14 protein-coding genes and 1 pseudogene are annotated in these 26,585 nt (G+C 70.0%); 12 read left to right on the top strand and 3 right to left on the bottom strand.

What is annotated here, in order from left to right; translation table 11 throughout:
• Positions 1-9 precede the first annotated feature (9 nt).
• From aztB to aztD, 4 genes are all read left to right on the top strand, one after another.
• Complete coding sequence (gene aztB, locus O7615_RS17190; RefSeq protein ID WP_278178676.1) at positions 10-927, top strand: zinc ABC transporter permease AztB; 918 nt, start codon at positions 10-12, stop codon at positions 925-927.
• Entirely contained in the window at positions 924-2,117 is a 1,194-nt protein-coding gene (locus O7615_RS17185) for a hypothetical protein (RefSeq protein ID WP_278178675.1), read from the top strand. Before aztB ends, O7615_RS17185 begins: the two co-directional genes overlap by 4 nt.
• Positions 2,114-3,025 carry a zinc ABC transporter substrate-binding protein AztC gene (gene aztC / locus O7615_RS17180; RefSeq protein ID WP_278178674.1) on the top strand — a complete coding sequence of 304 codons (912 nt, stop codon included), beginning with the start codon at positions 2,114-2,116 and terminating at the stop codon, positions 3,023-3,025. The genes O7615_RS17185 and aztC overlap by 4 nt, the downstream gene beginning before the upstream one ends.
• An 82-nt stretch (positions 3,026-3,107) precedes the next feature.
• Positions 3,108-4,289 carry a zinc metallochaperone AztD gene (aztD, locus tag O7615_RS17175; RefSeq protein ID WP_278178673.1) on the top strand — a complete coding sequence of 394 codons (1,182 nt, stop codon included), beginning with the start codon at positions 3,108-3,110 and terminating at the stop codon, positions 4,287-4,289.
• Positions 4,290-4,889: 600 nt separating this feature from the next.
• Here aztD and O7615_RS17170 read toward each other — a convergent pair.
• Both O7615_RS17170 and O7615_RS17165 read right to left on the bottom strand, forming a co-directional pair.
• A complete protein-coding gene (locus O7615_RS17170; protein WP_278178672.1) occupies positions 4,890-8,588 on the bottom strand; it encodes a choice-of-anchor M domain-containing protein in 3,699 nt (1,232 codons plus the stop codon).
• Between the two features lie 87 nt (positions 8,589-8,675).
• Positions 8,676-9,326: a hypothetical protein gene (locus O7615_RS17165; RefSeq protein ID WP_278178671.1), complete on the bottom strand. Its 651-nt coding sequence runs from the start codon at positions 9,324-9,326 to the stop codon at positions 8,676-8,678.
• 707 nt (positions 9,327-10,033) lie between these two features.
• On the opposite strand from O7615_RS17165, the pseudogene O7615_RS17160 reads away from it, so the two are divergent.
• A pseudogene (locus O7615_RS17160) lies at positions 10,034-10,216 on the top strand (IS5/IS1182 family transposase); the annotation flags it as partial.
• 89 nt (positions 10,217-10,305) lie between these two features.
• On the opposite strand, the gene O7615_RS17155 reads toward O7615_RS17160, so the two are convergent.
• On the bottom strand, positions 10,306-10,437 hold the full coding sequence (locus O7615_RS17155) for a hypothetical protein (RefSeq protein ID WP_278178669.1): 132 nt from the start codon (positions 10,435-10,437) through the stop codon (positions 10,306-10,308).
• Positions 10,438-10,557: 120 nt separating this feature from the next.
• Here O7615_RS17155 and O7615_RS17150 point away from each other — a divergent pair, with 120 nt between their 5' ends.
• From O7615_RS17150 to O7615_RS17120, 7 genes are all read left to right on the top strand, one after another.
• Complete coding sequence (locus O7615_RS17150) at positions 10,558-11,283, top strand: class I SAM-dependent methyltransferase (protein ID WP_278178668.1); 726 nt, start codon at positions 10,558-10,560, stop codon at positions 11,281-11,283.
• A gap of 417 nt (positions 11,284-11,700) precedes the next feature.
• Positions 11,701-13,122 (top strand): MFS transporter, encoded by a 1,422-nt coding sequence (locus O7615_RS17145; RefSeq protein WP_278178667.1) that lies wholly within the window; start codon positions 11,701-11,703, stop codon positions 13,120-13,122.
• Between the two features lie 264 nt (positions 13,123-13,386).
• Entirely contained in the window at positions 13,387-14,451 is a 1,065-nt protein-coding gene (locus tag O7615_RS17140) for an ornithine cyclodeaminase family protein (protein WP_278178666.1), read from the top strand.
• 199 nt (positions 14,452-14,650) lie between these two features.
• The gene (locus O7615_RS17135) at positions 14,651-15,916 is read left to right on the top strand and encodes an ATP-grasp domain-containing protein (protein ID WP_278178665.1); all 1,266 of its coding nucleotides are present in this window, start codon (positions 14,651-14,653) and stop codon (positions 15,914-15,916) included.
• Positions 15,917-15,994: 78 nt separating this feature from the next.
• Complete coding sequence (locus tag O7615_RS17130) at positions 15,995-16,693, top strand: hypothetical protein (RefSeq protein ID WP_278178664.1); 699 nt, start codon at positions 15,995-15,997, stop codon at positions 16,691-16,693.
• Positions 16,694-16,809: 116 nt separating this feature from the next.
• A complete protein-coding gene (locus O7615_RS17125; protein ID WP_278178663.1) occupies positions 16,810-17,937 on the top strand; it encodes a class I SAM-dependent methyltransferase in 1,128 nt (375 codons plus the stop codon).
• A 23-nt stretch (positions 17,938-17,960) separates the two neighbouring features.
• Positions 17,961-26,579, top strand: coding sequence for a type I polyketide synthase (locus O7615_RS17120; RefSeq protein ID WP_278178662.1), 8,619 nt, complete (start codon positions 17,961-17,963; stop codon positions 26,577-26,579).
• Positions 26,580-26,585: the final 6 nt, after the last annotated feature.

Here is a 26,585-nt window from a genome sequence, read left to right as displayed (position 1 = left end):
CCCCCCCAAATGATATTGATTATCAGTTGCACTATAGTCAACCCGGTGGTGGCGTCACTCCTCGAACCGTTCACCGTGTCCTTCGTCGTCCGCTCACTGATCGGCGGCATCCTGCTGGCCGCGGTGTGCGCCCTGGTCGGCGTGTGGGTGATCGCCCGCGGCATGACCTTCCTCGGCGAGGCAATGAGCCACGGCATGCTGCCCGGTGTCGCCATCGCGTCGATCGTCGGCGGCAACCTCGTCGTCGGGGCCGCCGCCAGCGCGTTCGCCATGGCGGTCGGCGTCAACGCCCTGCGGCACAGCCGCGAGTTCGGGCGCGACACCAGCATCGGGCTGCTGTTCGTGGGGATGCTCTCGGTCGGGGTGATCGTCGTCTCGCACTCGCGGTCGTTCGCGACCGACCTGACCGCCTTCCTGTTCGGCGACGTACTGGCCATCCGGTGGACCGACCTGCTGCTGCTCGCCGCCGCGGTCGCCGCGGTCGCGGTGACCTCCGCCATCTGCTACCGACCGTTTCTGGCGCTCACCTTCGACCCGCGCAAGGCCCGGACCCTCGGCCTGCGCCCCGAGATCGCCAACGCCGCCATGCTGGCCCTCCTCACCATCACGATGGCGGTCGCCTTCAGCGTCGTCGGCACACTGCTCGCCTTCGGAATGCTGATCGCGCCCTCGGCTGCGGCGATGCTCGTCGCGCGCCGGCTCCCGGCGGTGATGCTCACCAGCTTCGGCATCGGCTCGGCCGCGACCGTGATCGGCCTGTGGATCTCCTGGTACGCGGCGACCGCCGCCGGCGCCACCATCGCCGCCGTCGCCGTACTGATGTTCTTCGGGATTCTCGGCGTGCGCCGGATCACGACCGCGGCGCGACGCCATCGGTCGTCGGCCCCCACACCCACCCCCATACCCCCACCGGAAGGACGTTTGTGATCACCAGCACTACCGGAAGGCTGCTCGGCGTGGCCGCCCTGGGCCTCACGCTCGCGATCTCCGCGTGCGGCTCGACCAAACAACAACCACAGAACGTCGAGGAGACGCCGCACGGCTACGTCGAGGGCGCCGAGGAACTGGCCGAGGCGCAATCGACCATCGCGTACGCGGCCCGCGGCGCCCAGTGGTTGCGCCTGCTCGACCTGGGCACCAGGTCGGAAAAGGAGATCGGGCTGTCGGTCGGCGCCGAACGGCTCACCGAGGACGGCCGCTTCGTCTACGTCGACGGCGGCGACCGCACCCTCGAGATCGTCGACGCCGGAGTGTGGACGGTCGACCATGTCGACCACGTCCACTACTACCGGGCACCCTCCCGGTCGGTTGGCACGCTCTCGCTCGACGCGCCGGTCCAGACGATCGCCGGCTTCGAGGCACACACCACGGTCGGCACCACCGACGGGAAGGTGACGGTCCTCGACCGACGCGAACTCGAGGCCGGCACGGTCGCCAAACTGGCCACGATCGAGTCGAACAGTTCCACGCCGCTGGCCGTACCGTACGCGGAGCAGCTCCTCGTCGCCGTGGGCGACGATCGCCAGCAGCCGGCCGACCGGATCGTCGCCATGGACGCAAAGGGCCAGCCGACCGGCAACTTCGAGGTGCCCTGCGCGGCGCCCCGCGGGTGGGCCGTCCTGCGGGGCGGCGCGGTCATCGCCTGTGAGGACAGTTTCGTACGGGTCAAGCTAGAGGGCGACAAGCTCACCGCCAAGACGCTGGCCTCCCCGCGCACGCCAGTCGCACCGGGCGGGTTCGGCTACCGCCCGCGCAGCAACGAGGCCGCGGTGGCCGACCGCGCCGGCATCTGGTCGGTGAACGCCGCCAAGGCCACCCTGCGGTACGTGCCGGCCACCGACCGCGAACTGGCGGCCGCCGCGTCACCGGCGGACGGCAGTACGGTGCTCGCCCTCGACGCGTCCGGCAGGCTGATCAGCTGCGACCTCGAGACCGGCAAGATCCTCGCTGAGAAGCCGCTGCGCGCCGGCAGCCTGACGCTGGACATCGACCGCGCCTACCTGGCCGACCCGCAGGCCCGGGTCATCCACGAGATCGACTACCGCGACGGACTGCGCACCGCCCGCACGCTGAAGGTCGCCGAACGACCAGATCTCACCGTGGAGGTCGGCCGATGAGAGCACGGAAGCTCTTCACGATGCTCATCGTCGGCGCCCTGCTGACCGGCAATACCGCCTGCACCTCGCGCGACGACTCTCGCATCGTGGTCACCACGAACATCCTCGGCAACGTCGTCAACGAGATCGTCGGCGACGACGCCGAGGTCAGCGTGCTGATGAAACCGAACGCCGATCCGCACTCGTTCGCCATCTCGGCCCGGGAGGCGCACACCATGCAGACGGCCGACCTAGTCGTCTACAACGGCCTGGGCCTCGAGGAGGGCGTCCTGCGCCACGTCGAGGCGGCGAAGGCCGAGGGCGTCCACACCGTCGAGGTGGGGGCCAGGATCGACTCGATGGAGTACCAGGCCGGCGACGCCGCCGGTCTGCCGGATCCGCACTTCTGGACGGATCCAGCACGGGTGGTCACGGCGGTGAGGCTGCTCGCCGACGAGATCATCGAGCACGTCGACGGGGTGGACGCCCGCACGGTGCGGGAGCGCGCGGACGCGTACGCGACGAAAGTCGGCGAGCTGGACGCGGACCTCGCGCGGCGGTTCGCCGCCATCCCGCCGGAGCGCCGCGTCCTGGTCACCAACCACCACGTGTTCGGCTATCTCGCCGATCGCTACGACTTTAAGGTCATCGGCGCGATCATCCCGAGCGGCACAACGCTCGCGTCGCCGAGTTCATCGGATCTCGCCTCGCTGGTCACCGCCATCCGGGCCCACCAGGTGCCGGCGATCTTCGTCGACACCTCACAGCCGGCCCGACTGGCCGAGGTGCTCGTCTCGGAGGCCGGCATCAGGGTGAAGGTGATCGCCCTGTACTCGGAGTCGCTCAGTGATGCCGACGGTGGCGCCCCCACCTACCTGGAGATGATGCGCTTCAACACCGAGGCGATCATCGGCGGCCTCTCCGGTTGAGACACGCCCCGTCGGGCCGGGAAGAAGCACCCCGTGTAGGGTTAATGGAAATGATTGTCAGTTGCAATTGAGGGAGAAGTTCGTGAGGCATCGTAGAATCAGCGGCGCGGCCGCCCTAGTGGCGGCCACGCTGGCGCTCGCCGCGTGCGCGTCCGACTCGGACGAGGGCAACGCACCGTCGGCCGGATCGTCCGCTGCGGCCTCGGTGAAGGAGCCGGTGGCAATCACCTACGACGGCGGCATCTACGTGCTCGACGGCGAAGCGCTGGAGGTGGCGCACAACGTCGCCCTACCCGGCTTCAACCGGCTCAACCCAGCCGGCAACGACACCAGCGTCTTCGTCTCCACCGAGTCCGGGTTCCAGGTCCTCGACGCGGCCGCCGGCCGGATGACCGACATCAGCTACCCGGGTGCCAAGCCCGGCCACGTCGTGCTGCACGGTAACCGCACCGTCCTGTTCACCGACGGCACCGGCGAGGTGAACAGCTTCGACCCGAAGACGCTCGTCGACGGCAAGCCCGAGGGACGCCAGTACAAGACCGCGCAGCCGCACCATGGCGTGGCCGTGGAACTCGCCGACGGCACCCTGGTGGTGACCCTCGGCACGGAGGAGTCGCGCCCGGGAGCGATCGCGCTGGACAAGGACGGCAAGGATATCGCCCACAGCGAGGAGTGCCCCGGCGTGCACGGCGAGGCGGTCGCCCAAGGCGAGGTCGTGGGCCTCGGTTGCAAGGACGGCGTACTGCTGTTCAAGAACGGCGCCTTCGTGAAGGTCAAGAGCGCGGGTGCGTACGGCGCCATCGCCACCCAGGCCGGCAGCGAGAAGTCTCCCGTCCTACTCGGCGACTACAAGGTCGAGCCGGACGCGGAGCGCGAGTTCCCCGAGCAGTTCGCACTCATCGACACGGCGGCCCAGAAGATCCAGGTCGTGCCGATGCCCGAGGGCGTCAGCTACAGCTTCCGCTCGCTGGCCCGTGGCCCACAGGGCGAGGGCCTGATCCTCGGCACCGACGGCAAGCTGCACGTGGTCGACCCCGCCTCCGGCAAGCTAGCCAACTCGTGGCCCGTGGTCGGCCCGTGGAAGGAGCCGATGCAGTGGCAGGAGCCGCGCCCAGCCCTGTTCGTCCGCGGTGACGACGCCTACATCACCGAGCCCGCCACCAAGAAGGTGCACCGGATCGACCTCAGCACCGGCAAGGTCGTCGGATCGGTGACGCTCGACGCGGTCCCGAACGAAATCAGCGGCACGCTGTCGGCGCACTGACGTCCCGGTCACCGGTGGTGGAGGCGAACCTCGTCTCCACCGCCGGTCGCATCCAACGAGAACGATCACGATCCTCCGCCTCGTCCGCAGCCGGCCCTCCCCGCGCTGCCGAGACACTCCGGTGGTGGACGGCCCCGCCACGGCGGCCGACCCATACAGACAGTCTGCTGCGCCGGGCCGTCTCCGGCTCGCGACGTTCGCCTTCAGTCCGGACGCTGCTCGGCGCCGTCCTGCTCACCGGCGTGAACCTCGCTCTCGGCGGTCGGCTCGACGCAGCCCCGAGCACCGTTCCCGCCGATGTGATCGGCTGGTGGGTCGCAGGGCCGGCGGTCGCAGTGCGTCGACGCACCGGACCTGATCGATCGGGACCTCGCTCCCGGCGGCCGGCCGGCTGGGCCATCGCCGACCACACGCGTACCGAACTGTTCTGGGCTCCCTGGCCGCCGCGCAGCCCACCAGTGGCAGCCTGAACGCGGCGATCTTGTGCACCGAACACGGGTCGCCCTGTCCGGATGAGATCACCTCGTTCTTGGTCTGGCGGATGCCGCAGTAGCCTGCGACATCCGCCAACGACTCGTCGTGGCCCGGCTCCGGGCCGGGTCAGATCGCGGTGAGGGTGAGGGTGGCGGCGTAGGTGCCGGGAGCGGTGTCCGTGGGCAGATCCAGCTGGAGAACGGCATCCAGACGGGCGGTTCCGCGGCCGGCGCCGGCCGGCGCCGATCCGAGGACACAGCCGGTCGTCAGGCCGGTGCCGCCGGAAAGGCTGCTCGGCACTGTAGGCCCCGGCGTGACCCCCTGTGCCGGGGCCTGCCCTAGGACGTTCGGCTCCCAGCCGAGGAATGCGCCACTGACCGAGCCGTTGCCGGAGGTAAAGTCGCTGACCTGGGCGGAGACGTTCCAGCCGGGTGCCGCGGCGCGGGTGTCGGTGACGGTGACCGGCCGCAGTCGACCGGTTGTCTGCCACCGGTCGCCCGAGGCCGCCAAGACGGCGTCCGGCAATACCACCTCACGGTCGTCGGGGTCGACGGTCACCACCAGCGCACCGTCCACCGGATCCAGGGCGACGACGATCTGCTGGCTGACGGCGGCTCCAATGACGACCGGCGGCGACGGTGGGGAGGATTTCGAGGGGCCGATCGCGTTGACCGCGATGACGGTGGCGGTGTAGGTGCCCGCGGCAAGACGGGTGAAGGTTGCCGCGGTTGCCCCGGTAACGTTCTGGACGAGCGGGGCGGCGCCGCCGTCGAGCCGGACGGTGTAGCCGGTGATGGGTGACCCACCGTCCGCCGGCGCGTTCCAGGTGACGGTGACGGTGTCGCCGCGTACGTCGGCGGCCGGGGCGGCCGGCGGCTGCGGCGCGGTGTGGCCCGGCCTGGTCGGGGTGCAGTGGGACGGATCGATGAGGCGCGGGTCCGTCTCTCCGACGGCGACCGCCAGGGTGAAGGCGTGCGCCTGTGCGGGCTCCCCGTTGCCCGCCGAGCGCGCGAAGTCGAGGCAGTAGACGCCTTCGGCGGTGAACGCCCAGTTGCCGTGCGCGTGGGTCGCCGGCGGGATCATGTGATGATCGGGGGTTCCGTCCGCGGCGTTGAAGATCTGGGTGAGCGGGCTGGTCCCGCCGCCGACGAAGAGGATGAAGTTGCCCGGGCCGCGCGCCCCGGTAAGCGTCCACCGAATCCCATCGGGATAGGCGGCCTGCTCGAGGTGCTCGGTCGACCAGCCCGGCCACAGCAATCCGGCCTGCTGGGTCTGCGAGACCTGCCAGACGGAGCTGCCGGCGGCCCCGAGGAAAGCATACCGTGGGTCATTCGGAACCGAGATCTTCGACTCCGGCAGCAGTTGCAGCACCACGTCGTCCGGGTCGTGCCAGTAGGCCGGCTCGCCCGCGGGCTTGTTGGCCAAGCCCTCCACAGTGGTGTCCTTCACCGTCGTGGTGAGTACGGCGTCACGACGAACCGAGGCGATGTCGACGTGCCCGTCGTTGAGGATCACCGCGCCGCTGTTCGTCCTGGACCAGTTCGGCACGTTCCACGGGGTCTCGGCCGGCGGGCCACCGGGGGCGGGCACCTCCTCCGGCTTGGTCGCGGCTGCGCCCTGTCCGCAGGTCAAGGTCAGGGTGTGCGCGTCGTGCCGGAACGCCGGGCCGGGGTAGTTTCCGGAGGAGTCCCGGGGCGCCATGGGATCCAGCGGACCGTCCACGACGAAGGTCAGCGTCTTTGTGTCAGAGACCGTACCGCCGCCATCCGGCAGGTCGGCCTGCCAGTTCAGCGTGACGCAGTATTTGCCGGGGCGGGAGAAGGACCAGGCCATCGCGCTGTTGACGGCGCCGCCGGCGGAGCCCGCCCACAGGGCGTAGGGGTCGCGGTCTCCGGTGGCGGTGTTGAACAGGTACGGTCCGCGTTGGGTCTCGCCCGCGGAGAGCGCGACGTCACCGGGACCGGCAAGGTCGGCGAGGGACCAGCGGACGTCGCCGGCGAGCTGATGCGGGAGCAGCCCGGTCAGATCCCATCGAATGGCCGGCAGCGACCATCCGTAGACCCCTGCGGCGAAACCTGGCACGTTGACCCCCGCAGCGGCCACCGCCGGACGGTGGAAGATCACGTCCTCGGGGTTCCGGGTGACCCCCCATCCAGCGGTGGCCGCGTCGTAAACCCGGAGCTGGGTGTCCAGACCGTTCTGGCCGAGGAAGCTCACCACGTTGGCGGTCCCGCCGTTCAGCACGAGCGCGTCGTGGCCGGGTACCGGAGCCGGGTTGCCGGGCGTAGGCTCGGGGTACGGCTGGGTCCGCCCGCACGGGGTGACCGTCGTGGCGTCAGTCGTGTCGCCGACGGCGATCGTGAGCTGCTCGGAGTCGGTCAGACGCCGCCCGTCTTCGGTCTCGGCCCGAAGGCTCATTGCCACGCAGTAGACGCCGGGTGCGGTGAAGGCCCAGTTGTAGTGCGCGTGCCGATGCTGCGGAACCCACTGCGCGGCGGGTAGACCGAGCCGGGTGCTGGCCTCGGGCAGATCCTGCCGGTCGATGGCCAGCTGCCCGCGCTGCGGCTCGCCCTGCCAGAGCGCGAACTCGCCAGGCGCGACGGTGCCGCCGGGACCGGTGACCGCGTCGACCCGCCACAGCAGACTGTTGGTCCCGAACGCGGATAGGGTATCCGACTCCGTGCTGAGCCCCGCCCAGGGCATGCCTGGCTCCTGGCCGAGCGGAAGATTCCAGTACGTGGTGCCGGGAGGCGCGATGAAACTCCAGTCGTTGTCGGAGGTGTAGGCCGCCGGTGTCGTCTTTCTCGCGATGTCCGCTGTGACCAGCACCAGGTCGTCGTACTCGATCCACGCCTGCCGCGACTCGCGGGGGACGTCGTACTTCGCCCGCAGGGACAGCCCGTCGCTGTCGACCTGGGCGGAGACGGCGTCGATGTGGCCTTCGCGGACCACCCAATCGGCGACACTGGGATCGGGGGATTCACTGGGGCTGGGGGATCCGGTCGGGCTGGGAGATCCGGTCGGGTTGCCCGGGTCGGTGGGTGCGGCGGAACCGCACTCGGCCCCGGCCGGTGTCGTGTCGCCGACGGCGAAACGGATCGGCATCGAACGCTCCGTCGTCTCGCCGTCGACCAGCGGCACCCGCGTGCTGAGCGTGAGGCAGTACATCCCGGCCGCGCCGAACCGAAATCGGGTGGGATGGGAGCTCCACGCCGTCAGCTCGGCCGGAACTGTCGCCTGCGGCGTCCCGTCCCGCTGGGTCCCCGTGCCGAAGCGGTACCCGATCGGGGCGTTCGTGTCCGGCGCAAACGGGAGCGTGGCCGTTGCGTAGTAGGCAAAGTCTCCCGGCCCGACGACGTCGGTCGCCGTGAACGAGAACTGGGCGTCCGCCGCGATGAGGTGGTCGTAGTAGTAGCCGTCCGGGGCGATCGTGCCCAGTGACAGCACGAGACCGTCGGATATGTCTTCGAAGGGTCCTCGGGTGGTGAAGCCGGTCGTACCCGCCTCACCCAGCCAGGCGTACGAGTCCCCGGCCGGCACGTCGGTGACCGAGCTCGAGGGGACACGGAAGGCCAGGCCGTCGGGGTTCACCGAGACGAATTCGAAGGCCTGCTCGTTCATCAGCCCGATCGCCATTGCTCCGGTCTCGTCGGGATACGCGGCGATCTGGTACATGCCCGCCGGCGTCTCGGACGGGATGGGATCGGACGCGGCGGCGAGTATCGGTAACGCGACGAGCCCGGCCAAGCCGACCGCGACCACGACTGTCAGCGCGGTGGCGTTGGCTGCGGGCCGGATCGGTCCGAAGCGAACGGTGGGGAACATGGCAACCTCTGGGCTCTCATGGGCTGTCGAGAAGGAGCGGTGCCCGGAGATGTCGACGACTCCGGGCACCGCTGGCAGCTACTGGCGTCAGGGAACGATGACGAACTTGGCTTGGAGGTAGTTCTGCGTGCTCAGCGGCGCTCCGTTGTCGTTGCCGTAACCGAAGTACAGCTGGTACGTCGCAGCCGCCGTCGGCTTCGACGAGGCGTAGAACCGCCACTGGAAGTGCGTGTGCTGGCCGGAGGCCAAGGCGTACTCCAGACTGGGCAGCGCGGTGTTCAGAATCACCGAGCCGCCGGAGTTGCGCAGCTCCACCCGGCCGGGGTTGGCACTGCTCGCCGAGCTGAGCCACACGTCGCCGCTACCAGCGCAGCTGCCGTTGAAGTTGAACCCGACCCAAGGCGCCGTATACATGGTCGAGGACGAGATGTCGACCAGCCAGTAACCGGCGCTACCCGCGGTCGGGACCCAGGAGACGTACGAGCTGGAGGCGTCCTGATACACGAAGGCGTAGTTGTGCAGGTCGGTTGGATTGATCGGCGTACCCGAGTCAAGCTTCGTCGTCAGGGCAAGCGAGGGACTCGACGGGCACTCGATGTTGACGATGTCGATGTGACCGGAGGTGATGTCGTTCGTGGCGTAGACGCCGGCGGAAGCCGGCGCCGAAGCGGCCAGTGCCAGCACGAGGCCGGCAAGGCCGGCGAACATCGAGCGTCTCGCGCGTCGGGTCTTTAGCATTCGAGCTCCTGCCTCACGGAAATTGACAACCGGCCTGGCGGCCGCCGCGCGGCGGCACGTCGACGGCGGTGCACGGCACTCGCTTCACCGATAGAAGAAGACGATAATCATTTTCACTTCCGGCGTCAATCGGTAGCTTCGCCGTCGCCCGGCGGTACGCGGCGTCCTATGCGTACAGCGACGCGGTCCCGCTGACGCCAGGTGGAATGCTGCCCCGCGGCGCCTAGATGAGGGCGTGGTCCGGGCGGTCCTGCATGTGCTCGCCAGCTGGGGCTACGCGAAGGTCGATGAGCACGATGTGTCCAGCACCGAACCTCATGGCGTGGACTGCCACGAGCGAGCGGCGTTGGCTCAGCACGGCAAGTGGATCCGGCCCTGGGCCACCTTGATGCGGCGCCGCGCCGACCCCGACCGCCGCGGTGGATCGGATCAGACAGGCGAGCGACACGATTGCCGTGAGCGGGTTCGACCACCACGTCGGCAGGAGCCGGGCGAGCACCCACGTCGCCGCGACTGCGGACTTCAGGGCGAGGCGCGGCGCCGCACGCCTTCCCGAAACGCGAGGCCCATGGCGAGCAGCAGCCGGCAGTACGAAACGCAGTCCCCGGGGCCCCGGGCACGACCGCACTGATGAGGACGACGAGCAGGATCTTCGTACGTGGATCCAGCCGTGCCGGCCGGAGCGCGCCCGCCGGAGCGGACACCGCGGCCGGCCACCGTCCTTCGACCCCGAGGACTACCGGCAGCGCCACGTCGTCGAGTGCGGCACCAACCGACTCGAACGCCACCACAGCCTGGCCACCCGATACGACTCGCCGTCCGCGATAAGGCCACCATCCACATCACCGCCATCAACGGGGTGGCTACACGCGCTTCGAGGCACTGCCTAATCCGGGTTGCGCCCGGTGCCTTGCACTCGCTGGACCGGACCGACCACAGTCTGCTGCGCCGGGCCGTCCCCGGCTCGTGGCGTTCGCCTTCAGTTCGGGCGCTGTTCGGTGCCGTCCTGCTCGCCGTCGCGCACCTCGCTCTCGGCGGGCGGCTCGACGCAACCACCCCAGTCGCGGGGCTGGTGCTGGCCGTACACCGAAGCGAGCCGGAGTGAGCGCATCGACGGCATCGTGAACCCGGTAACCTTCCGCCAGTGTCGAAAATGATTACCATCTAGCTATACGGCTCCGATCCGGCCGCGCCGTGGGTCGGTCGACGGCAACCCGACGAGAGGGCACGGATGAACGACGATGAATACCACGAGTCAGGCGAGTTCCTCGATCTGCTCAGCCTCGACGCGTGGCAGGCGCTGCGTGATCCCGTACTGACCGCACTGGCCGACGCCGCACCGCAGGCGGGCCCGATCGTGGACCTCGGGGCGGGCAGCGGGCTCGGCACCCTGCTCATCGCCGAGGTGTTGCCGGCCGCGCGGATCCTGGCGATCGAGCCGTCGGCGGTCCAGCGCGCGGCCCTGCTCTGCCGGCTCGGCCCCGTCCCGAGGCTGCGGGAGCGGGTCACGGTGGTGGCCGCCGGAGCGCAGAACGTCCCCCTGCCGGACCGGATCGGCGGCGTGGTCGCGATGAACATGATAGGGCACCTGGCACCGCACGACCGTCGCGAGTTGTGGGGGCGGCTGCGCGACCGGCTCGCCGGCGGTGCGCCACTGGTGGTCAACGCGCAACCGCCAGCAGAGCCAATGGAGATTCCGGAGGCGGAGTTCGTGAGGGTGCAGGTGGGTGACCACACCTATGTGGGCAGCGGAGCGGCACAGCCCGACGGGCCGGACACTCTCCGGTGGCGGATGCGCTACCAGGTGCTCGACCACAGCGGCCAATCGGTACGCGAGGTCACAACCGCCTACCGGTGGTACGTCGTGTCACCGCAGGCGATCGTCGCCGAGCTGTCCACGGCCGGTCTCGACGCGGTCGCCGGCCCCATGGACATCGTGCGAGCAATGGTCCGCTGACCTCGGTCGGAACGTCTCGGTTCTGCGTCAGTGGTGGTGCTGGCGGTTTGTGCTCTCGTCGGTGAAGACCCGAGGCGGTCTGCGCGGGTACCCCCCCCCGGAGGTGATGCGGATGCCTGTGCTGGTCGCCGTCGATGGCCCACGCGACAGCGCGGCGCTCGACGCCCTGGCCGAGGACAAAACCGTCTCGATGCCTGCGCCGGGCGCTGAGTTCATGGCAGGCGCCGGGCGAGGGCTTGCCAGGTGGACGTGTGAGCGGGGGCATCGATCGGTCGGGCCGGATGGCTCACCCGACCCCGAACCTAGAACAGGCTCAGGTCAAACACGCAGCAGGGGCTGTAATGCTGCGTTAACTCACCCACGGATGCCCCCCGTTCGTAGTAATGACGTACATCAATACCTTCGGGAGAGTGGACGATGAGCGAGCACACCGGCGCCGGTTCCGTGTTGCTGCGAGGGCCCCTGCGCCCGTTCCGCAGCGGGCAGTACCGACTACTCGCCGGCGCTATCGTGATGGCTCTGCTCGCCGCCGGGGTGTGGTTGATCGCCGTCGTCTGGCAGGTGATCGAGATGGGCGGTGGGCCGGGTGCCGTGTCCCTGGTGGCCACCGCCTCCGCAGTCGGCATGCTCGGCAGCACCCTGTTGGGCGGGGTGCTCGCCGACCGGATGCCGCAGCGGCGGATCCTGCTGGCGGTGGCCGGCGCCCGGGCCGCCGCGATGGCGGTGGTCGCGGCACTGGCTTTACTCGACCGGGTCGACCTGTGGGCATTGGCTGCCGGATCGCTGGTGTTCGGAGTGAGCAACGGCTTCACCTACCCGGCCTACTCCGCTTTACTGCCGTCGATACTGCCGGCCAAGGATCTGCTTGCGGCCAACGGGATCGAGGGCACCCTACGCCCGACTGTCATGCAGGCGGCCGGCCCGGCGGCGGCCAGCGCCCTGATCGCGGCCGCCTCGCCGGGGCTGGCGATCGCCGCGGTGGCGGTGCTGGAGTTGGCCGGTATGGGTCTCCTGTTGGCGTTGCGCCCCGTGCCGCTGGCTCGCGACACCACGGCTGGCGCGGCGGCGCACCCGATCGGCGGTGTGCTGTCCGACCTGCGCGCCGGATTCGTCTACGTGTCACGGACGCCTTGGCTGCTCGCCACGCTGCTCTTCGCCTCCGCACTGATTCTGTTGATGATGGGGCCGATCGAGGTGCTGATGCCCTTCGTCATCAAGGACCGCGCAAACGGTGGCCCCGGCGACCACGCCCTGGTGATGGCGGCGTTCGGCATCGGCGGGGCGCTCGGATCCATGGGCATGGCGTCGCTCCCCCGGATGCCCCGGCGGTACCTGACGGTCATGAACCTGCTGTGGGGCCTATCCTGTGCGCCGCTGCTGCTGCTCGGCTTCGCCAGGGACGTGTGGGTGATTGCTGTGGCGGTGTTCGTGACCGGGATCCTCTTCTCCGCTCCCATGGTCATCTGGGGCACGTTGTTGCAGCGACGAGTGCCGTCACACCTGCTCGGCCGGGTGTCCAGTCTCGACTTTTTCGCCTCGCTGACGTTCATGCCGGTGTCGATGGCGCTGGCCGCTCCGGTCAGCGCGGTGGTCGGGCTCGGCGCTTCATTCGTCCTCGTTGGTTTGCTGCCCGGGGTGCTGGCGGTGCTCGCGGTAGTCCTGGCCAAACTACCGAAGGACGAGATCGCCCACCCGCTGGACGGGCCGGGGACCGAGGATCCACCCGGCGTCGGAGCAGCGGCACCACAGGTCTCCCCCGTGGTCGCCGCCAATCCTCCACGGGAAATGCCGGCCGACGCAGAGCGCGAGGCTTCGGCCACCCCGACCGTCGGCCCCTGAGCCGTCTCAAGTGCACGGCCGAGGCCGGTGCCACGCGGAGTCTGCTCATCAGACAGGGCACCTTAGCGAGCCCCGCTAGCACGGTACCGCTCAGAACTCAACGTTGAGTGTGGGGTCATCGCGGGGCTACCCTCTCCATGTGAAAATGGGTTTCAGTTTCGATAGCTGTGCCGTCGCCACTGCGCCTCGGTCACGCATCACAAACGCCTGTGCCCGCTCGTTCGCCGCAGAGGCGGCAATCGCGACCACCGGAGCTAACACGCCGTGACCCAGAAGACTCTTGTCATCAGGCAAGCGGACATGGCTGCCCTCATCGACGCCCACGGCCGCGACGCGTTGATGGACCGGATGATCGAGCGTCTCGCCGAGGCGCTTCGCGAGGCCGTCCTCAGCAACGGACACACCCCAGCGCGCGAGGGATTTCGACGCTGTCAAGGGAGCTCGGGCGTCCTTGAGTGGATGCCGCACCATGAGCCAGGCCGCTCCGTCACCATCAAGACGGTCGCCTACACACCGAGCAACCCCGGTTCGCTGGGACTGCCCACGATCCTCGGGACGGTTGCCCGGTTCGACGACATCACTGGCCACCTGGTCGCCATAGCCGACGGCGTTCTTCTCACCGCGGTCCGGACCGGCGCGGCGTCTGCCGTGGCGAGCCGACTGCTCGCGACTCCGGAGAGTCGTGTCATCGGCCTGGTCGGGGCGGGAGCACAGGCGGTCACCCAGCTGCACGCGTTGAGTCGGGTCTTCGCGTTCGACCGGGTCCTGGTCCACGACACCGAGCCACAGCACGCCGCTTCGTTCGCCGATCGAGTGGCATTCATAGGTCTGCCCGTCGAGGTCGCTGGGGTGCCTGAGATCGAGGCCGAATCCGACATTATCTGCACCGCCACGACAGTCCCGGTTGGGGCGGGACCGGTCCTGCCCAGCAGACACCTGCGTCCCCACGTGCACGTCAATGCCGTCGGCGCGGACCTGCCCGGCAAGGTGGAGCTACCGGTGCATCTGCTCCGTACCGCTCTGGTGTGCCCTGACCATCTGGGTCAGGCCCGCCGAGAAGGCGAATGCCAACAACTCGCCGATCACGAGATCGGTCCGGAACTGACCATCCTCAGCGCCGATCCGGAACTCGCGCGTCCCCACCAACGAAGGACCACGGTCTTCGATTCCACGGGCTTCGCGCTGGAGGATCACGTCGCCCTCGACGTCGTGCTCGAGTTGGCCGTCGAGGCGGGCTTGGGCCACCACGTCGAATTGGAGTCCATCTCCGGCGACGCCCTCGACCCGTACCCCTTGCCCCGACACGTCACCGCACCGGTTACCGCCTGACTGCGGTAGCAGCAGGTGGCACACCCCGACGGAGGCTGGGCAGTGGATCGCTGATGCCCGGCGTGCGTCAGGCGGCGTGAGAGTTCTTCCCGGTGCCGGGCTTCCGCCTGATGACCGAGAGCGAGCGGCCAGGTCGCGGCAATCAATCATCAATATCTAGTTTCGCGGAGTGCCAGTGACTGAAGGACTAGCGTCCGCGGTGATCGGTGGGGAGTCTCCGATGTCCGGTAATCGTACAATCCTGCTGCTCAGCGCTACCGAGAGCTTCATTACCAAGGCTCGCAACCTCGGGCTGGACGTGGTGCATGTCGAGGCGCCGACAATCGCCAATCCAGCCCTACGCGACCTGTGCGTCGAGTCGCTGACCGGCGACGTACTTGACGTACCCGCCATGGTAGAAGTGGGCCGATCGCTGCACGAACGGTACGGCTTCGTCGGGGCGATCAGCAACCACGAGCCCGCCTGCGCCGCGGCGGAGGCGATCGCCCTCGATCTGGGTCTGCCCGCCGCCGGCGTCGGGGTGACGGCGCTACTGAAGGACAAGATCGCTACGCGAGCCCGGCTCGCGGGACATCCGGTGCTTGACACCCCGTGGGCGGAGATCGCCGACGAGGAGGACCTGCCGGCGGCGGTTGAGCGCCTCGGCTACCCGTTGATCGTCAAGCCCAGCGCGGCGGCCTCGAGCATGGGGGTCGTCCGGCTGGCCGGTCCGGACGATCTCACCGCCGCCGTGGCGGAGATTCGCCAGCTGCTGCGCAACGAGCATCCGTACGCCGATCTACTGCCGGTAGACCGGTTCATTGCGGAACCGTTCATCGCCGGCAACGAATACAGCGTCGACACGTTCACCCGCAACGGCAAGCACACGATCCTCGCGATCATCCTCAAGGTCAACGAGCCGGGCACGTGCGTGGAGACCGGTCATCTCATTCCAGCGCCGCTGGACGCGGATGTGCAGATGGCGATCGGCTCCCTCGTCATCGAGTTCCTCGACCGGGTGGGCCTGCGCGAAGGGCCGGCGCACACCGAGGTGATCACCGGGTCGGACGGGCCGTACCTGATGGAATCGCACGCGCGCACCTCGGGCGACGAGCTCCCCGAGCTCACCTGGCTGATCGGGGGGCGCAACGCGGAGGTGGACATGCTCGCCCACTTCGCCAACCTCGATCCGCCCGCAGCCGTGCCACCAGCGGCGCCCGCCGCCGCCCGGATCTACGTTCCGCCGCCGGGGGCTGGCCGCATCCGGGCGATAGAGGGCGAAGCCGAAGCACGTGCCGTCGCTGGCGTACGGTCGCTGGAACTGTACGTCAAGCCCGGCGACGAGACCCCCGGGCTGACCGCGAGCTGGAACCGCTGCGCCGCACTCGTGACCACAGCCGACACCGCGGCACAGGCGTGGGAGATCGCCCAACGCGCCGCCAGCCTGATCAGAATTCACATGGACGACGGGTCGACCGCGTGCTAGCTTCAGTCACACGGTAAACGAATACGGTTTTCATTAGCAGATCGATCTCATTTGATAGGTCCGACTGATTGGGGTGGCGTGTCTACCGTGACCCGGGCCGCCGGACGACCCGCCCAGTTTGGCGTCGACGACATCCTGCGTGTCGGTCGAGACCTCGGCATGGGCGGCTTGACCATGAAAGCGGTCTCGGCCGGTCTCGGGGTCACCTCGCCGGCGCTGTACCGCTACGTCGATGGGCGGCGGGGACTGGAACGGCTGGTGGGCGAGAGCATCCTGGCCGAGCTACGGGTGCGCGACGAACCCACCCACGGCACCGAGCGGCATCTGCTGTCCTTCGCGCTGCAGCTACGCGCCTTCATCCACGCGCACCCAGGGATGGCGAGATACCTGCAGGTCCGGTTCCCGCGCGGCGCCGCCGGCCGCCGCGTGATCGCCGACAGGGTCGAGGCGCTAGCACGGCGGGGATACACCGCGGATGCGGCGACCATCGTGAGCGGCGCGGTCGCCTCGATGGCCATCGCACTCGCGGCCTCGGAGGAGACGAGCGTGGCGGCCGGGGAGGAAGACACTGGCGGGTACCGCCGAGCCGGACCCAGGCACTCCACTCGAGGCGAGCGTGCGGGTCTGTCTGAGGTCGCGCCGAAGCGGGTGGGCGACCGTGAGTACGTCGGGTTACTCCTGGCCGGCACGATCCGCGGTCTCCTCCAGGTCGCCCCGCCCGGTCGACCGGTTGCTCAGGTCGTCGCGGACCTCGCTGCCGCCGAGGCGGAGCTGTAAGTGCCGGAGCGCCGGCCACCACGTATCCATCATGGATCGGCGGTGCCGACATCGAATAGTCACCTGGAGGCGGGTTGTCGGCGGACAGCACCGGAACAATTGACCTGCGTGCTCTGATGCGACGGGCGTCAACGGCGGGCGAGTCGGCCATCCGCGGCGTCGACCTTCCCGTGGTGCTCGCGCTCGCCGAGCGCCTCGACGAGGTGGCGCTACAGGCAATGGCATACACATTGGGGCGAACCAAACTGTTCGACCTGCCGGAGCAGCCACACCCGGTCGACGAGATCTATGCAGCAGTCCGAGTGGCTCCCCGACATCGACGCATCCTACGGCGATGGCTGTGGGCGCTCACCCAGGCCGGCATGCTGACCGCGGGTCCGGCCGGCTACAACGGGCTGCACCTGGTCTCAGCCGCCGAGCTGGAAAGGGCCACAATCGACCTGGAGGATGTCGTCGACCGGCTCGAGTATGGGCCGGCGATGAGCCACTTCCTGCTCAGCTCGGTGGCGTACCTGCCGGAGTTGCTTCGCGACGAGATCAGCCTCCAGACCCTGCTGTTCAGTGAGGACGACCTAAGCGTCGCCGAAGCGGTCTACCGGAAGAACATCGGCAGCCGGTACATCAACCGGGTCGCGGCGACGCTGCTGCGCGGCATCGCCGGGTCCCGACGGGCGCCGCTGCGGGTGCTGGAAGTCGGCGCCGGCGTCGGCGGTACGACGCAGGACGTACTCGCCGCGCTCACAGACGTCCCGACCGACTACCTGTTCACTGACGTGAGCCGGTTTTTCTTCACCGCCGCACGGCAGCGGTTCTCCCACCCCGGCCTGCGGTACGGCCTGTTCGACATCAACCACGACTTCGCCGGGCAGGGCTACCAGCCCGGCTGCGCCGACGTCGTGCTCGCCGCGAACGTGCTGCACAACGCCGTTCACGCCGGCCGGGTGCTGAACGGGCTGCGGCAGATCGTCGGACCGGACGGCTGGGTGGTCTTCATCGACACCAGCCGGGACCATCTCCAGCTCATGACATCGATGGAGTTCCTGATGTCTCCCCCGGCCAACGATCCCCACGCCGACTTCACCGACTTCCGCCGTGGCACCGACCGCATTTTCCCCCACCGGAGCGAGTGGATCGAGACGATGCAGTCGGCCGGCCTCGCCCCCGTGGCAGCGCTACCCGGGCCGTCCGAGCCCATCGCCCGGTTCGCCCAGTTCGTCTATATAGGACGCGCGACAGCCCACTGACGAGCACCCCCCGAGGAGACGCCTTGAACGAGCCTGTAGCCGTCGTCGGTCTTGCGTGCCGCTTCCCGGGCGCCCCGGACGCGGACGCCCTGTGGCGACTGCTCATCGAGGAGCGCGATGGCCTCACCCACTTCTCCGACGATGAGCTGATCCGCGCCGGGGTGCCCGCGCAGCTGCGACGCAACCGCCACTACGTACCGGTCGGTGGCCTGCTGTCCGAACAGGACCACTTCGACCCGGCCCCCTTCGGCATCGGCGCGCGGGAGGCCGAGATCCTCGACCCGCAACAGCGGCTGTTCCTGGAGTCCGCGTGGCACGCGCTCGAGGACGCCGGCCACGGCGGCACCCGAAACGCGGGCGTGGCCGGCGTCTTCGCCGGGTCGGCACTGTCGGCCTACCTCATCACCAACCTGGCTGGCCGCTTCGACCCCAGTGGAGGCGCCGACCCCGCCGACAGCCTGGAACTGCACGGCGCGAACGTCGCCGACTACCTGCCGCTGCGGACGGCATACCGGCTCGGCGCGACCGGGCCGGCGGTGAGCGTCGGGGCCACCTGCGCCACCTCCCTGGCCGCAGTTCACCTGGCCGTCCAGGCGCTGCTCAACGAGGAGTGCGACACCGCCATCGCCGGCGGCGTCTCACTGCGGGTGCCGCAGGGGCGCGGCTACCTCTACGTGCCGGACGGCCCCTTCTCCCGCGACGGCCACACCCGCCCGTACGCCGCTGACGCCAGCGGCACGGTGTTCACGCAGGGTGTGGGTGCCGTGGTCCTGAGGAGGCTCTCCGACGCGCAGCGCGACGGGGATCCGATCCGCGCGGTGATTCTCGGCTCCGCCCTGGGCAACGACGGCGCGGAGCGAGTCGGTTTCACCGCCCCCTCCGTCACCGGCCAGGCCCGCACCATCGCCGAGGCGCTCGGCGTCGCCGACGTCGACGCCACGGACATCTCCTACCTGGAGGGTCACGGCACCGCGACGCCGCTCGGTGACCCGATCGAGGTCAGCGCACTGCGTCGGGTCTTTGGCGCGGCTGTCCGGCCCTGGTGCGGCCTGGGCTCGGTGAAGGGTAACCTCGGCCACGCCGACTCGGCCGCCGGCATCGCCGGGCTGATCAAGACGATACTTGCTCTACAGCACCGCACGCTCCCCGCCTCCCGCTTCGCCCGGCAGCCCAACCCCGATCTGGAACTGTCCGGCTCCGCGTTCCGCCTGGTTGCCGAAACCGAGCCGTGGGAGCCGGTCAACGGCGGGCGCCGGGCAGGGGTCAGCTCGTTCGGCATCGGCGGCGTGGACTGCCACGTGGTGCTCGGCGAGGCGCCCGTCGCTGCCACCCGCGGCAGCGATGGCCGGGCCCAACTGCTGCTGGTCTCGGCCGCCACGGATCAGGCGTGCCGGGCCACCGCGCAACGCCTGGCCGACCGGCTCGCCGAAAGCCGCCCGGGCGACCACCTGGCCGACGTCGCCCACACCCTCGCCACAGGCCGTGCGGAGTTGCCGGTGCGCGTGGCCGTGACCGTTCGTCCCGACCAGGGGGCGGCCGAGGCGCTCCGGCAGGCGACTCCGGTCGCCCGGAACCCGGGATTCGACACCCGGGTGGTCTTCGCGTTCCCTGGCGGCGACGCCCAGTACGCGGGCATGGGGCGCGGCCTCTACGCCGAGGAACCGGTCTTCGCCGCCGCGGTGGACGAGATCTCGGCGACCCTGTACCGGCTGACTGGCGACGACCCGCGCCAGGTGGTGCTGGCAGATCCGACTGATCCGTCCGCCCGTGCCGCCGCCCGCTCGCCGCGCACCGGCTTGCCGGCGTCGTTCACCACCTCCGTCGCCATGGCGACCCTGTTGGAGCATTACCACGTACGGCCGGACATGGTGTTGGGGCACAGCGTCGGCGAGTACGCGGCTGCCGTGGTGGCGGGAGTGCTCTCGGCGAGCCAGACGGCCGAGCTGGTCGCCGAGCGGTCCGTCCGCCTCGCGGTGCTCCCCGCCGGCGCCATGCTGGCCGCCGAGATCACCGAGTCGGACGCGCTAGCGCTCCTCGCCGAACACCCCGACCTCGACCTCGCCGCCGTCAACGCGCCCGATGCCTGCGTCCTGTCGGGGCCGCGTGCCGCCGTCGACGCGGTGGCCGGCCGGCTGGCGGCGGCCGGGAAGCAGTCCCGCCTGCTGTCGATAGATACGCCTGCCCACTCCCGCCTGGTGGAGCCGATCATGCCACCGCTCCGGACGGTCGCCAGCCGGCTCACGCCTAAGCCACCAATGGTTCCTCTGGTCACCACGATCACGGGAGAGGTGGCGACCGCCGAAGACCTCGCCGACCCCGACCGCTGGGCGCGACACCTGCGATCCACGGTCCGGTTCGCCGCGGCGCTGCGTACGGCGCTGGCCGACGGCCCCGCGATAGTGCTCCAGGTCGGACCGGGGGCAGGCATCGCCTCCCTGGCCGCCCGTGCCGGGCGCGACGCGGTGCCCGCAGCGCTGACCACCGTCACGGATCCGCGCGAGGTGGCGGAGACCTCCGGCGCGGGTGCGACCCGCGACGCGTTCCTGGCCGCCCTCGGCCAGCTGTGGTGCCACGGCGTGCCCCTCGACACCGAGGCGCTGGGCCGCGGCGAGCGCCGTCGGCTCTCCTTGCCCGGGTACGCCTTCCAGCGGGAACGGTTCTGGATTGAGCCCCCGGCGCGGAGACGGACCGGGGGCGTGCTCGGGCCGGATACCGCCGAACCCGACGCGACCGAACCCTTGCAGGTGCCGACGTGGCGGCAGCTCCCGCCGTTGCGCGCCGACCTCGGCGGCCTCGCCGGCACCCGCTGGCTGGTCTGGGGGGAACGGGTGCCCGAGTTCGAGACCGCGCTCCATGAAGTGGGCGCCGACATAGTGGCACCGGAGTCGCATGTCCCGGCGGACCGCCTCGACGGCGTGCTGTGGACGGTCCCGCCGCTCGCCGAGCCGAGTTCTGGCGGGGAGGCGGCTCTCGCGACGCGGGTGCGGGCGGACGTGCTGGCCGCTGGGCGGTTGGCCAGTCTGATCGCGACGGATGCGACGTCCGCTCCGGTGATACTCCAGGTCACCGCGGCCGGCGAGCAGGTTACCGGGACCGAGCGGATCGACCCGGTGGCGAGCGCCGCGCGCGGTCTGGTCCGGGTCCTCGCGCAAGAGGTACCGGACGTCCGATGGCGCGTTCTCGATCTCCCCGCCTGGCCCGGTGTCGTCGATGACGGCGCCGACGGCGTGGGGACGGTCCGGGCCGAGGCAGCGGACCTGCTGGCCGGCGGGTCCGGCTGGGAACTCGCCTCGCGGGGTGGGCGGCGCTGGATCCGGGAGTGGGAGCCCTGGCGTCCCGTGCCGGGTGGCGCCGAGCCACTACGCGAGCCGGTCGTGATGATCACTGGCGGCCTGGGCAACGTCGGGCTGGCGCTCGCCCGGCGGCTGATCACCGATCACAGCGCCCGAGTGGTGCTGGCCGGGCGGTCCGGTGAGCCCGATCCAGGTGCGACCGAGCCACGACTGGTGCGCCGCCGCGAGGCACTGCGGGAGCTGCGCGCCGGCGGCGGACAGGTGCGGGTCGAGGTACTGGACACTACCGATCCCGAGGCCGTGAGATCTTTGCTGAGCCGGGTCACCGCCGAGTGGGACCGGATCGACCTGTTCGTTCACGCCCCGGTGGTGATCGAGCTGACCCCCCTCTCCGACCTGGATGAGTCGAGCCTGGACGAGGTGCTGGCACCCAAGGTCAGCGGAACTCTCGCGTTGCGGGTAGCGGTTGACGGCATGGCGGCGACGGAGCGTCCCCGGGTGGTGCTGTTGATGTCCTCAGCCGCCGGGACGGTGGGCGGTTTCGGTCTGAGCCCGTACGTGGCAGCAAGCAGGTTCATGGACGCTGTGGCGATCACGGCGACGGGCGGGAACGACGCCCGGTGGCTGGCGCTGGATTCCGACCGATGGCGGTTCGACACCGCCGACGAACGCGAGTCGGTCTCCGAAATCACCATGCGCAACGCGCTCGACGCCGACGACGCGGTGACCGCCCTGCTGCGCCTCGCCGGCCTCGCCGCGACCGGCGTCTGCCCGCCTCAGGTGGCCGTGTCGCCGGGCGACCTCAACGCGCGTTCGCTGACGCTGGGCACCCGCACGGTCCGCGCTGAGACCGGGATGGACGGCAGCCTCGTCACCGACGCCGAGCGTACGGTCGCGGCGCTCTGGAGCGAGGTGCTCGGGCGCCCGGTGATCGACAGCGGGGACGACTTCTTCGCCCTTGGCGGCCACTCATTGCTGGCCACCCGGGTGCTGGCCGCGCTGCGCGACCGTCACGGGCTGCAGATCTCCCTGCGCGAGCTGCTCGCCCACAGCACGGTCGCCGCGCTCGCCAGTTTGGTCGCGGCGCGGCAGCCCCATCACGTTCCGGCCGCGCCGGCACCGGTGGCGGTGGCGATGACCAGCGACCCGTTCCCACTGACCCGCGTCCAGCATGCCTACTGGATCGGCCGGACCGGCGCCTTCACGCTGGGCGAGGTAGGTTGCCACTTCTACTACGAGCATGACACCACGGATCTCGATGTCGATCGGTATGAGCGAGCCTGGAACCGCCTGATCGCGCGGCACGAGATGCTGCGCGCGGTGGTTACCGATGAGGGGCAGAACCTGGTCCTGGACCGGGTTCCCACTTACCGGATCCCGGTGGTGGACTGCCGAGAGGCCACCCCGCAACGGCAGGCAGAGGCGCTGCGCGAGCTGCGTGAACGTCTCTCCCACCGGGTCGCGGCACCGGGCCGGTGGCCCCTGGTGGAGGTTCATGTCGTGCTGCTGCCGGAGGGCGCGGCGCGGGTGGCGCTCTCGGTCGATGTGCTGATGTGCGACTCCGCCAGCTACATGATCATAGACCGCGAGCTGGCCACCCTCTACCGGAATCCCGACGCGGAACTGCCGCCGATCGGAGTGACGTTCGCCGACTGTGTCGCCGCGCTCAACGAGCGGACGCGTAGCGACAGTTATCGCCGCGCGTCCGCGTACTGGCTCGGCCGATTGGACACACTACCGGGCGCCCCGGCGCTGCCCGCCCGAGAACCGTCCGGCGCACCGCGGTTCGGGCGCCGCCGGGCGGAACTGCCGCCGGACCGGTGGCGGCGGCTACGGCAGCGAGCCGCCGCGAGCGGGGTCTCCCCGACGGCCGTGCTGCTCAGTGCGTACGCGGACACGCTGGCGGAATGGTCAGGCGACGAGAGGTTCAGCGTCACCGTGACAGTCTTCGACCGCCCCGAGATCCATCCGAACGTCAACCGGGTGGTCGGGGAGTTCTCTTCGCTGCTGTTGCTGGAAGCCGCCCCGGATCGCGGCGAGAGCTTCGCCGGTCGGGTGCGGTCGGTGCAGCGGCAACTCTTCGCCGACCTGGACCACCGGGAGTACTCCGGCCTGGAACTGCTCGCCGAGCGGGCCCGCCGCAGCGGAGAGCAGGTCAACATACCCGTGGTGTTCACCGGCATGTTGGGGCTGGATCGCCTCGACGGCGCCGCGTCCCACGAGCACGACTGGCTCGGCCCGGTCGTGTATGGGGTGAGCCAGACCCCACAGGTGTGGCTCGACCACCAGGCATTCGAACTTCGCGATTCGCTGGTCCTCCAGTGGGACGTGAACGAACAGGTCCTCGATCCGGCGCTGGCGGATGCCGCGTTCGACGGCTACGTACGCCGACTGACACTCGCAGCCGACTCCGACGCAGCCTGGCAGAGTCCCCCGAATGTCGACAGCGAGTCAGGCTCCGGCGAGAAACCGGGATCCGGCGCCACGGAGGCGGCACTGGCCGAGGTCTGGGGCGAGTTGCTCGGCGTCGAGCCGGCCAGCATCCCTCCGGAGGCGAGCTTCCTCAATCTCGGCGGCGACTCCCTCCTCGCGGTCCGGATGGCGGCCCGCATCCGCCAGCGCCTCGGGGTGGGCCTGCCGCTGCCGCAGATCCGGCCGACGCTGACCATTCGCGAGCTGGCCGGCCTGGTCCGGGCGCAGCCGACGGGAGCGGCCGTACGCACGGGAACCGACATCCGGCTACGGCGTCGGATCGACCGGGAGTCGCCATTCCCGCTGCTGCCGTTGCAATCGGCCTACTTCGTGGGTCAGCACGGCGGGTGGGAGCTGTCGTACCCATCGGTGCACGTATACACGGACATCCGCCTGTCCGAGGTGGATGCCGAACGGGCTGTCGGCGCGCTCGACGACGCCCTGCGCCGGGTCGTGGCACACCAGCCCATGCTGCGCGCCCGGCTACTCCCCGACGGCACGCAGCGGATCCTGGATGTCGAGGATCCGTCGCTGTACCGACCGGTGCAGGCCCTCGACCTGCGGTCCGCCGCTCCGGAAGAGGTGGACCGGGCGGTGACGGCACTGCGGGCCGAGATGAGCCGCACCGGCCCCAACCCGACGAGCGGACCCGGTTACGAGGCGCGCCTGACGTTCCTGCCCGAACGTCGCGGCCTGCTGCACCTCTCACTGAGCCTGCTGACCTGTGACGGTTGGGGTGGCGCGGTCCTGCACCGCGAAATGTTCACCTACGTCGCCGACCCCAACACCGTGCTGCCGCCGTTGCTCGTCGACTTCGGCGACTACGTCACCGCGATGGCCCAGATCCGCCGTACCTCCGAGTCGGAGGCCGACCGGGACTGGTGGTGGCACCGACTGCCTGGCCTGCCCGCCGCACCGTCGATCCCCACCGTCGTCGACCCGTACCAGGTCGACCCGCCGCTGATGGGGGTCCGCGAGTCCCGACTGGACGGCGGCCGGTGGGCACGGCTGCGGGAGCTGTGCGCCCAGTACAACGTCACCCCGGCGACGGCCCTACTCACCGCGTTCGGGGTCGCGCTGTCGCGGCTCACCGGCGAACGGCGCTTCCTGCTCAACACCCTCCAGTTCAACCGCATGCCGTTACACCCGGACGTGGACCGGATGGTGGGGCCATTCTCCACCACGACCCTCGTGGTGGTGGATCTCACCCGGGGGACGACGTTCACCGAGTTGGCGGCGGCCACGCAGGCAGAGGTCAGCGAGTCACTTGCGCACAATCTCGTCACCGGCGTCGAGGTGGTGCGGGAACTCGGCCGGCTGCGCGGGACCAAGCGCGCGGTCGCCCCGGTGGTGTTCCAGAGCACGCTTGGTCTGGACAACGCCGTCGGCGGGGAACTGCCGCTGCGGGCCGGCCCACTCGGCGAACTGCACATCGGCGACTACTACCAGCAGGTCAGGACGCCGCAGATCTGGCTCGAGTGCCGGGTGTTCGAGCTGCGCTCCGAACTGGTCATCAACTTCGCCCTGGTGGACGAGCTGTTCGCGCCGGGCGTGGTCGACGGACTCGTCGCCGACGTGACGGCGCTGACCCACTCGCTGCTGGCTGACGAGGGCTGGAACCGGCCGGTCGACCTACCCGCCGAGGTCGCGGTCGTCGAGGGTCGTCTCGCGGAACACGGCGCCGCTACGGTGGAAGCGAGCGGTCCTCCCACTGACGACCTCGAACGCGAGCTGGCCGACGTGTGGTCCGAGGTGCTCGGTTCAGATGCCTGCGACGCAGTTGCCGTGGATCGCGCGGCGGACTTCTTCTCGTTGGGTGGCGACTCGCTGCTCGCCGTACGGATGCTCGGCCGGGTCGCCGCCCGGTTTGGCGGCCCGATGCCCCCGCGCGATTTCCTCCGCGCCCCAACGCTCGCCGGCCTGGCCCGGATTCTCCGCAGCCGCGAGACCACCACCCCGGCCGACACCGTCCCGACCGACGTCGCCTCGGAGGCGGCAACCAGCATCGGTCACCGGGCGGCGACAACTCGCCCGATGCTCGCCGACATCGCGGTCCCGCTGCGGGACGGAACCGGTACGCCGCTGTTCCTCCTTCATCCCTCCGGCGGAGACGTCATCTGTTACGCGGAGCTGGCCCGAGCGCTTTCCGTCGACAACCCCGTCATCGCATTGACCGACCCGGTGCTGGCCGATCCGGCACTGCCCGGCCCACCGGACATCCCGACCGTGGTGCGCCAGTACATCGACGTGATCCAGGCCTGGCAGCCGGTCGGGCCGTACCTGCTGGGCGGCTGGTCGATGGGCGGGACCGTGGCCCACGAGATGGCTGTCGAGCTGCGGCGTCGGGGGGAGCCGATCACCCAGCTCGTCATGATCGATTCGAACAGCCCGAACCGGATCATCGCCCAGGAGGGGCTCGACCGACCGCGCGCCCGCGCCGAACTGTGGCGGCGTTACCTCCGGTCAGTGGCCGCGTTCCTGGGCACCGACCTGCCCGACGACGTCGGAGACCTGGAAACGTTGCTGCGCCAGCACGGTGTGCTCGGCCGCGACGAGCCCACGATCGCGCGGCGGTTCGAGGTGTTCACGCGGCACCTGGACGCACTCGCCGGCCACACGGCGCACCCCCTCGACGACACGGTGCCGGTCCTCCTGCTGCGTGCCGGACGCACTGCGCCCAGCAACACCCGGGTCGGCATGGGAGTGGACGACGCCTTCGACGAGGTCGACCTCGGCTGGGGGCCGTTCGTGGCCGGCCCCATGGCCATCAAGGTTGTCGATGCCCACCACTACTCGATGTTGCGGTCGCCCGCTCTCAGCGCAGTGGCCCGCCACATCGACACCACCCTGGCCCGGGTCAGGGATTCCGCCGCATAAGACAAG

The organism is Micromonospora sp. WMMD1082, assembly GCF_029626175.1.
Classification (GTDB): Bacteria; Actinomycetota; Actinomycetes; order Mycobacteriales; family Micromonosporaceae; genus Micromonospora.
Note: the sequence above shows the minus strand (reverse complement) of the source record. Positions and strands in the feature narration are given on the sequence as shown.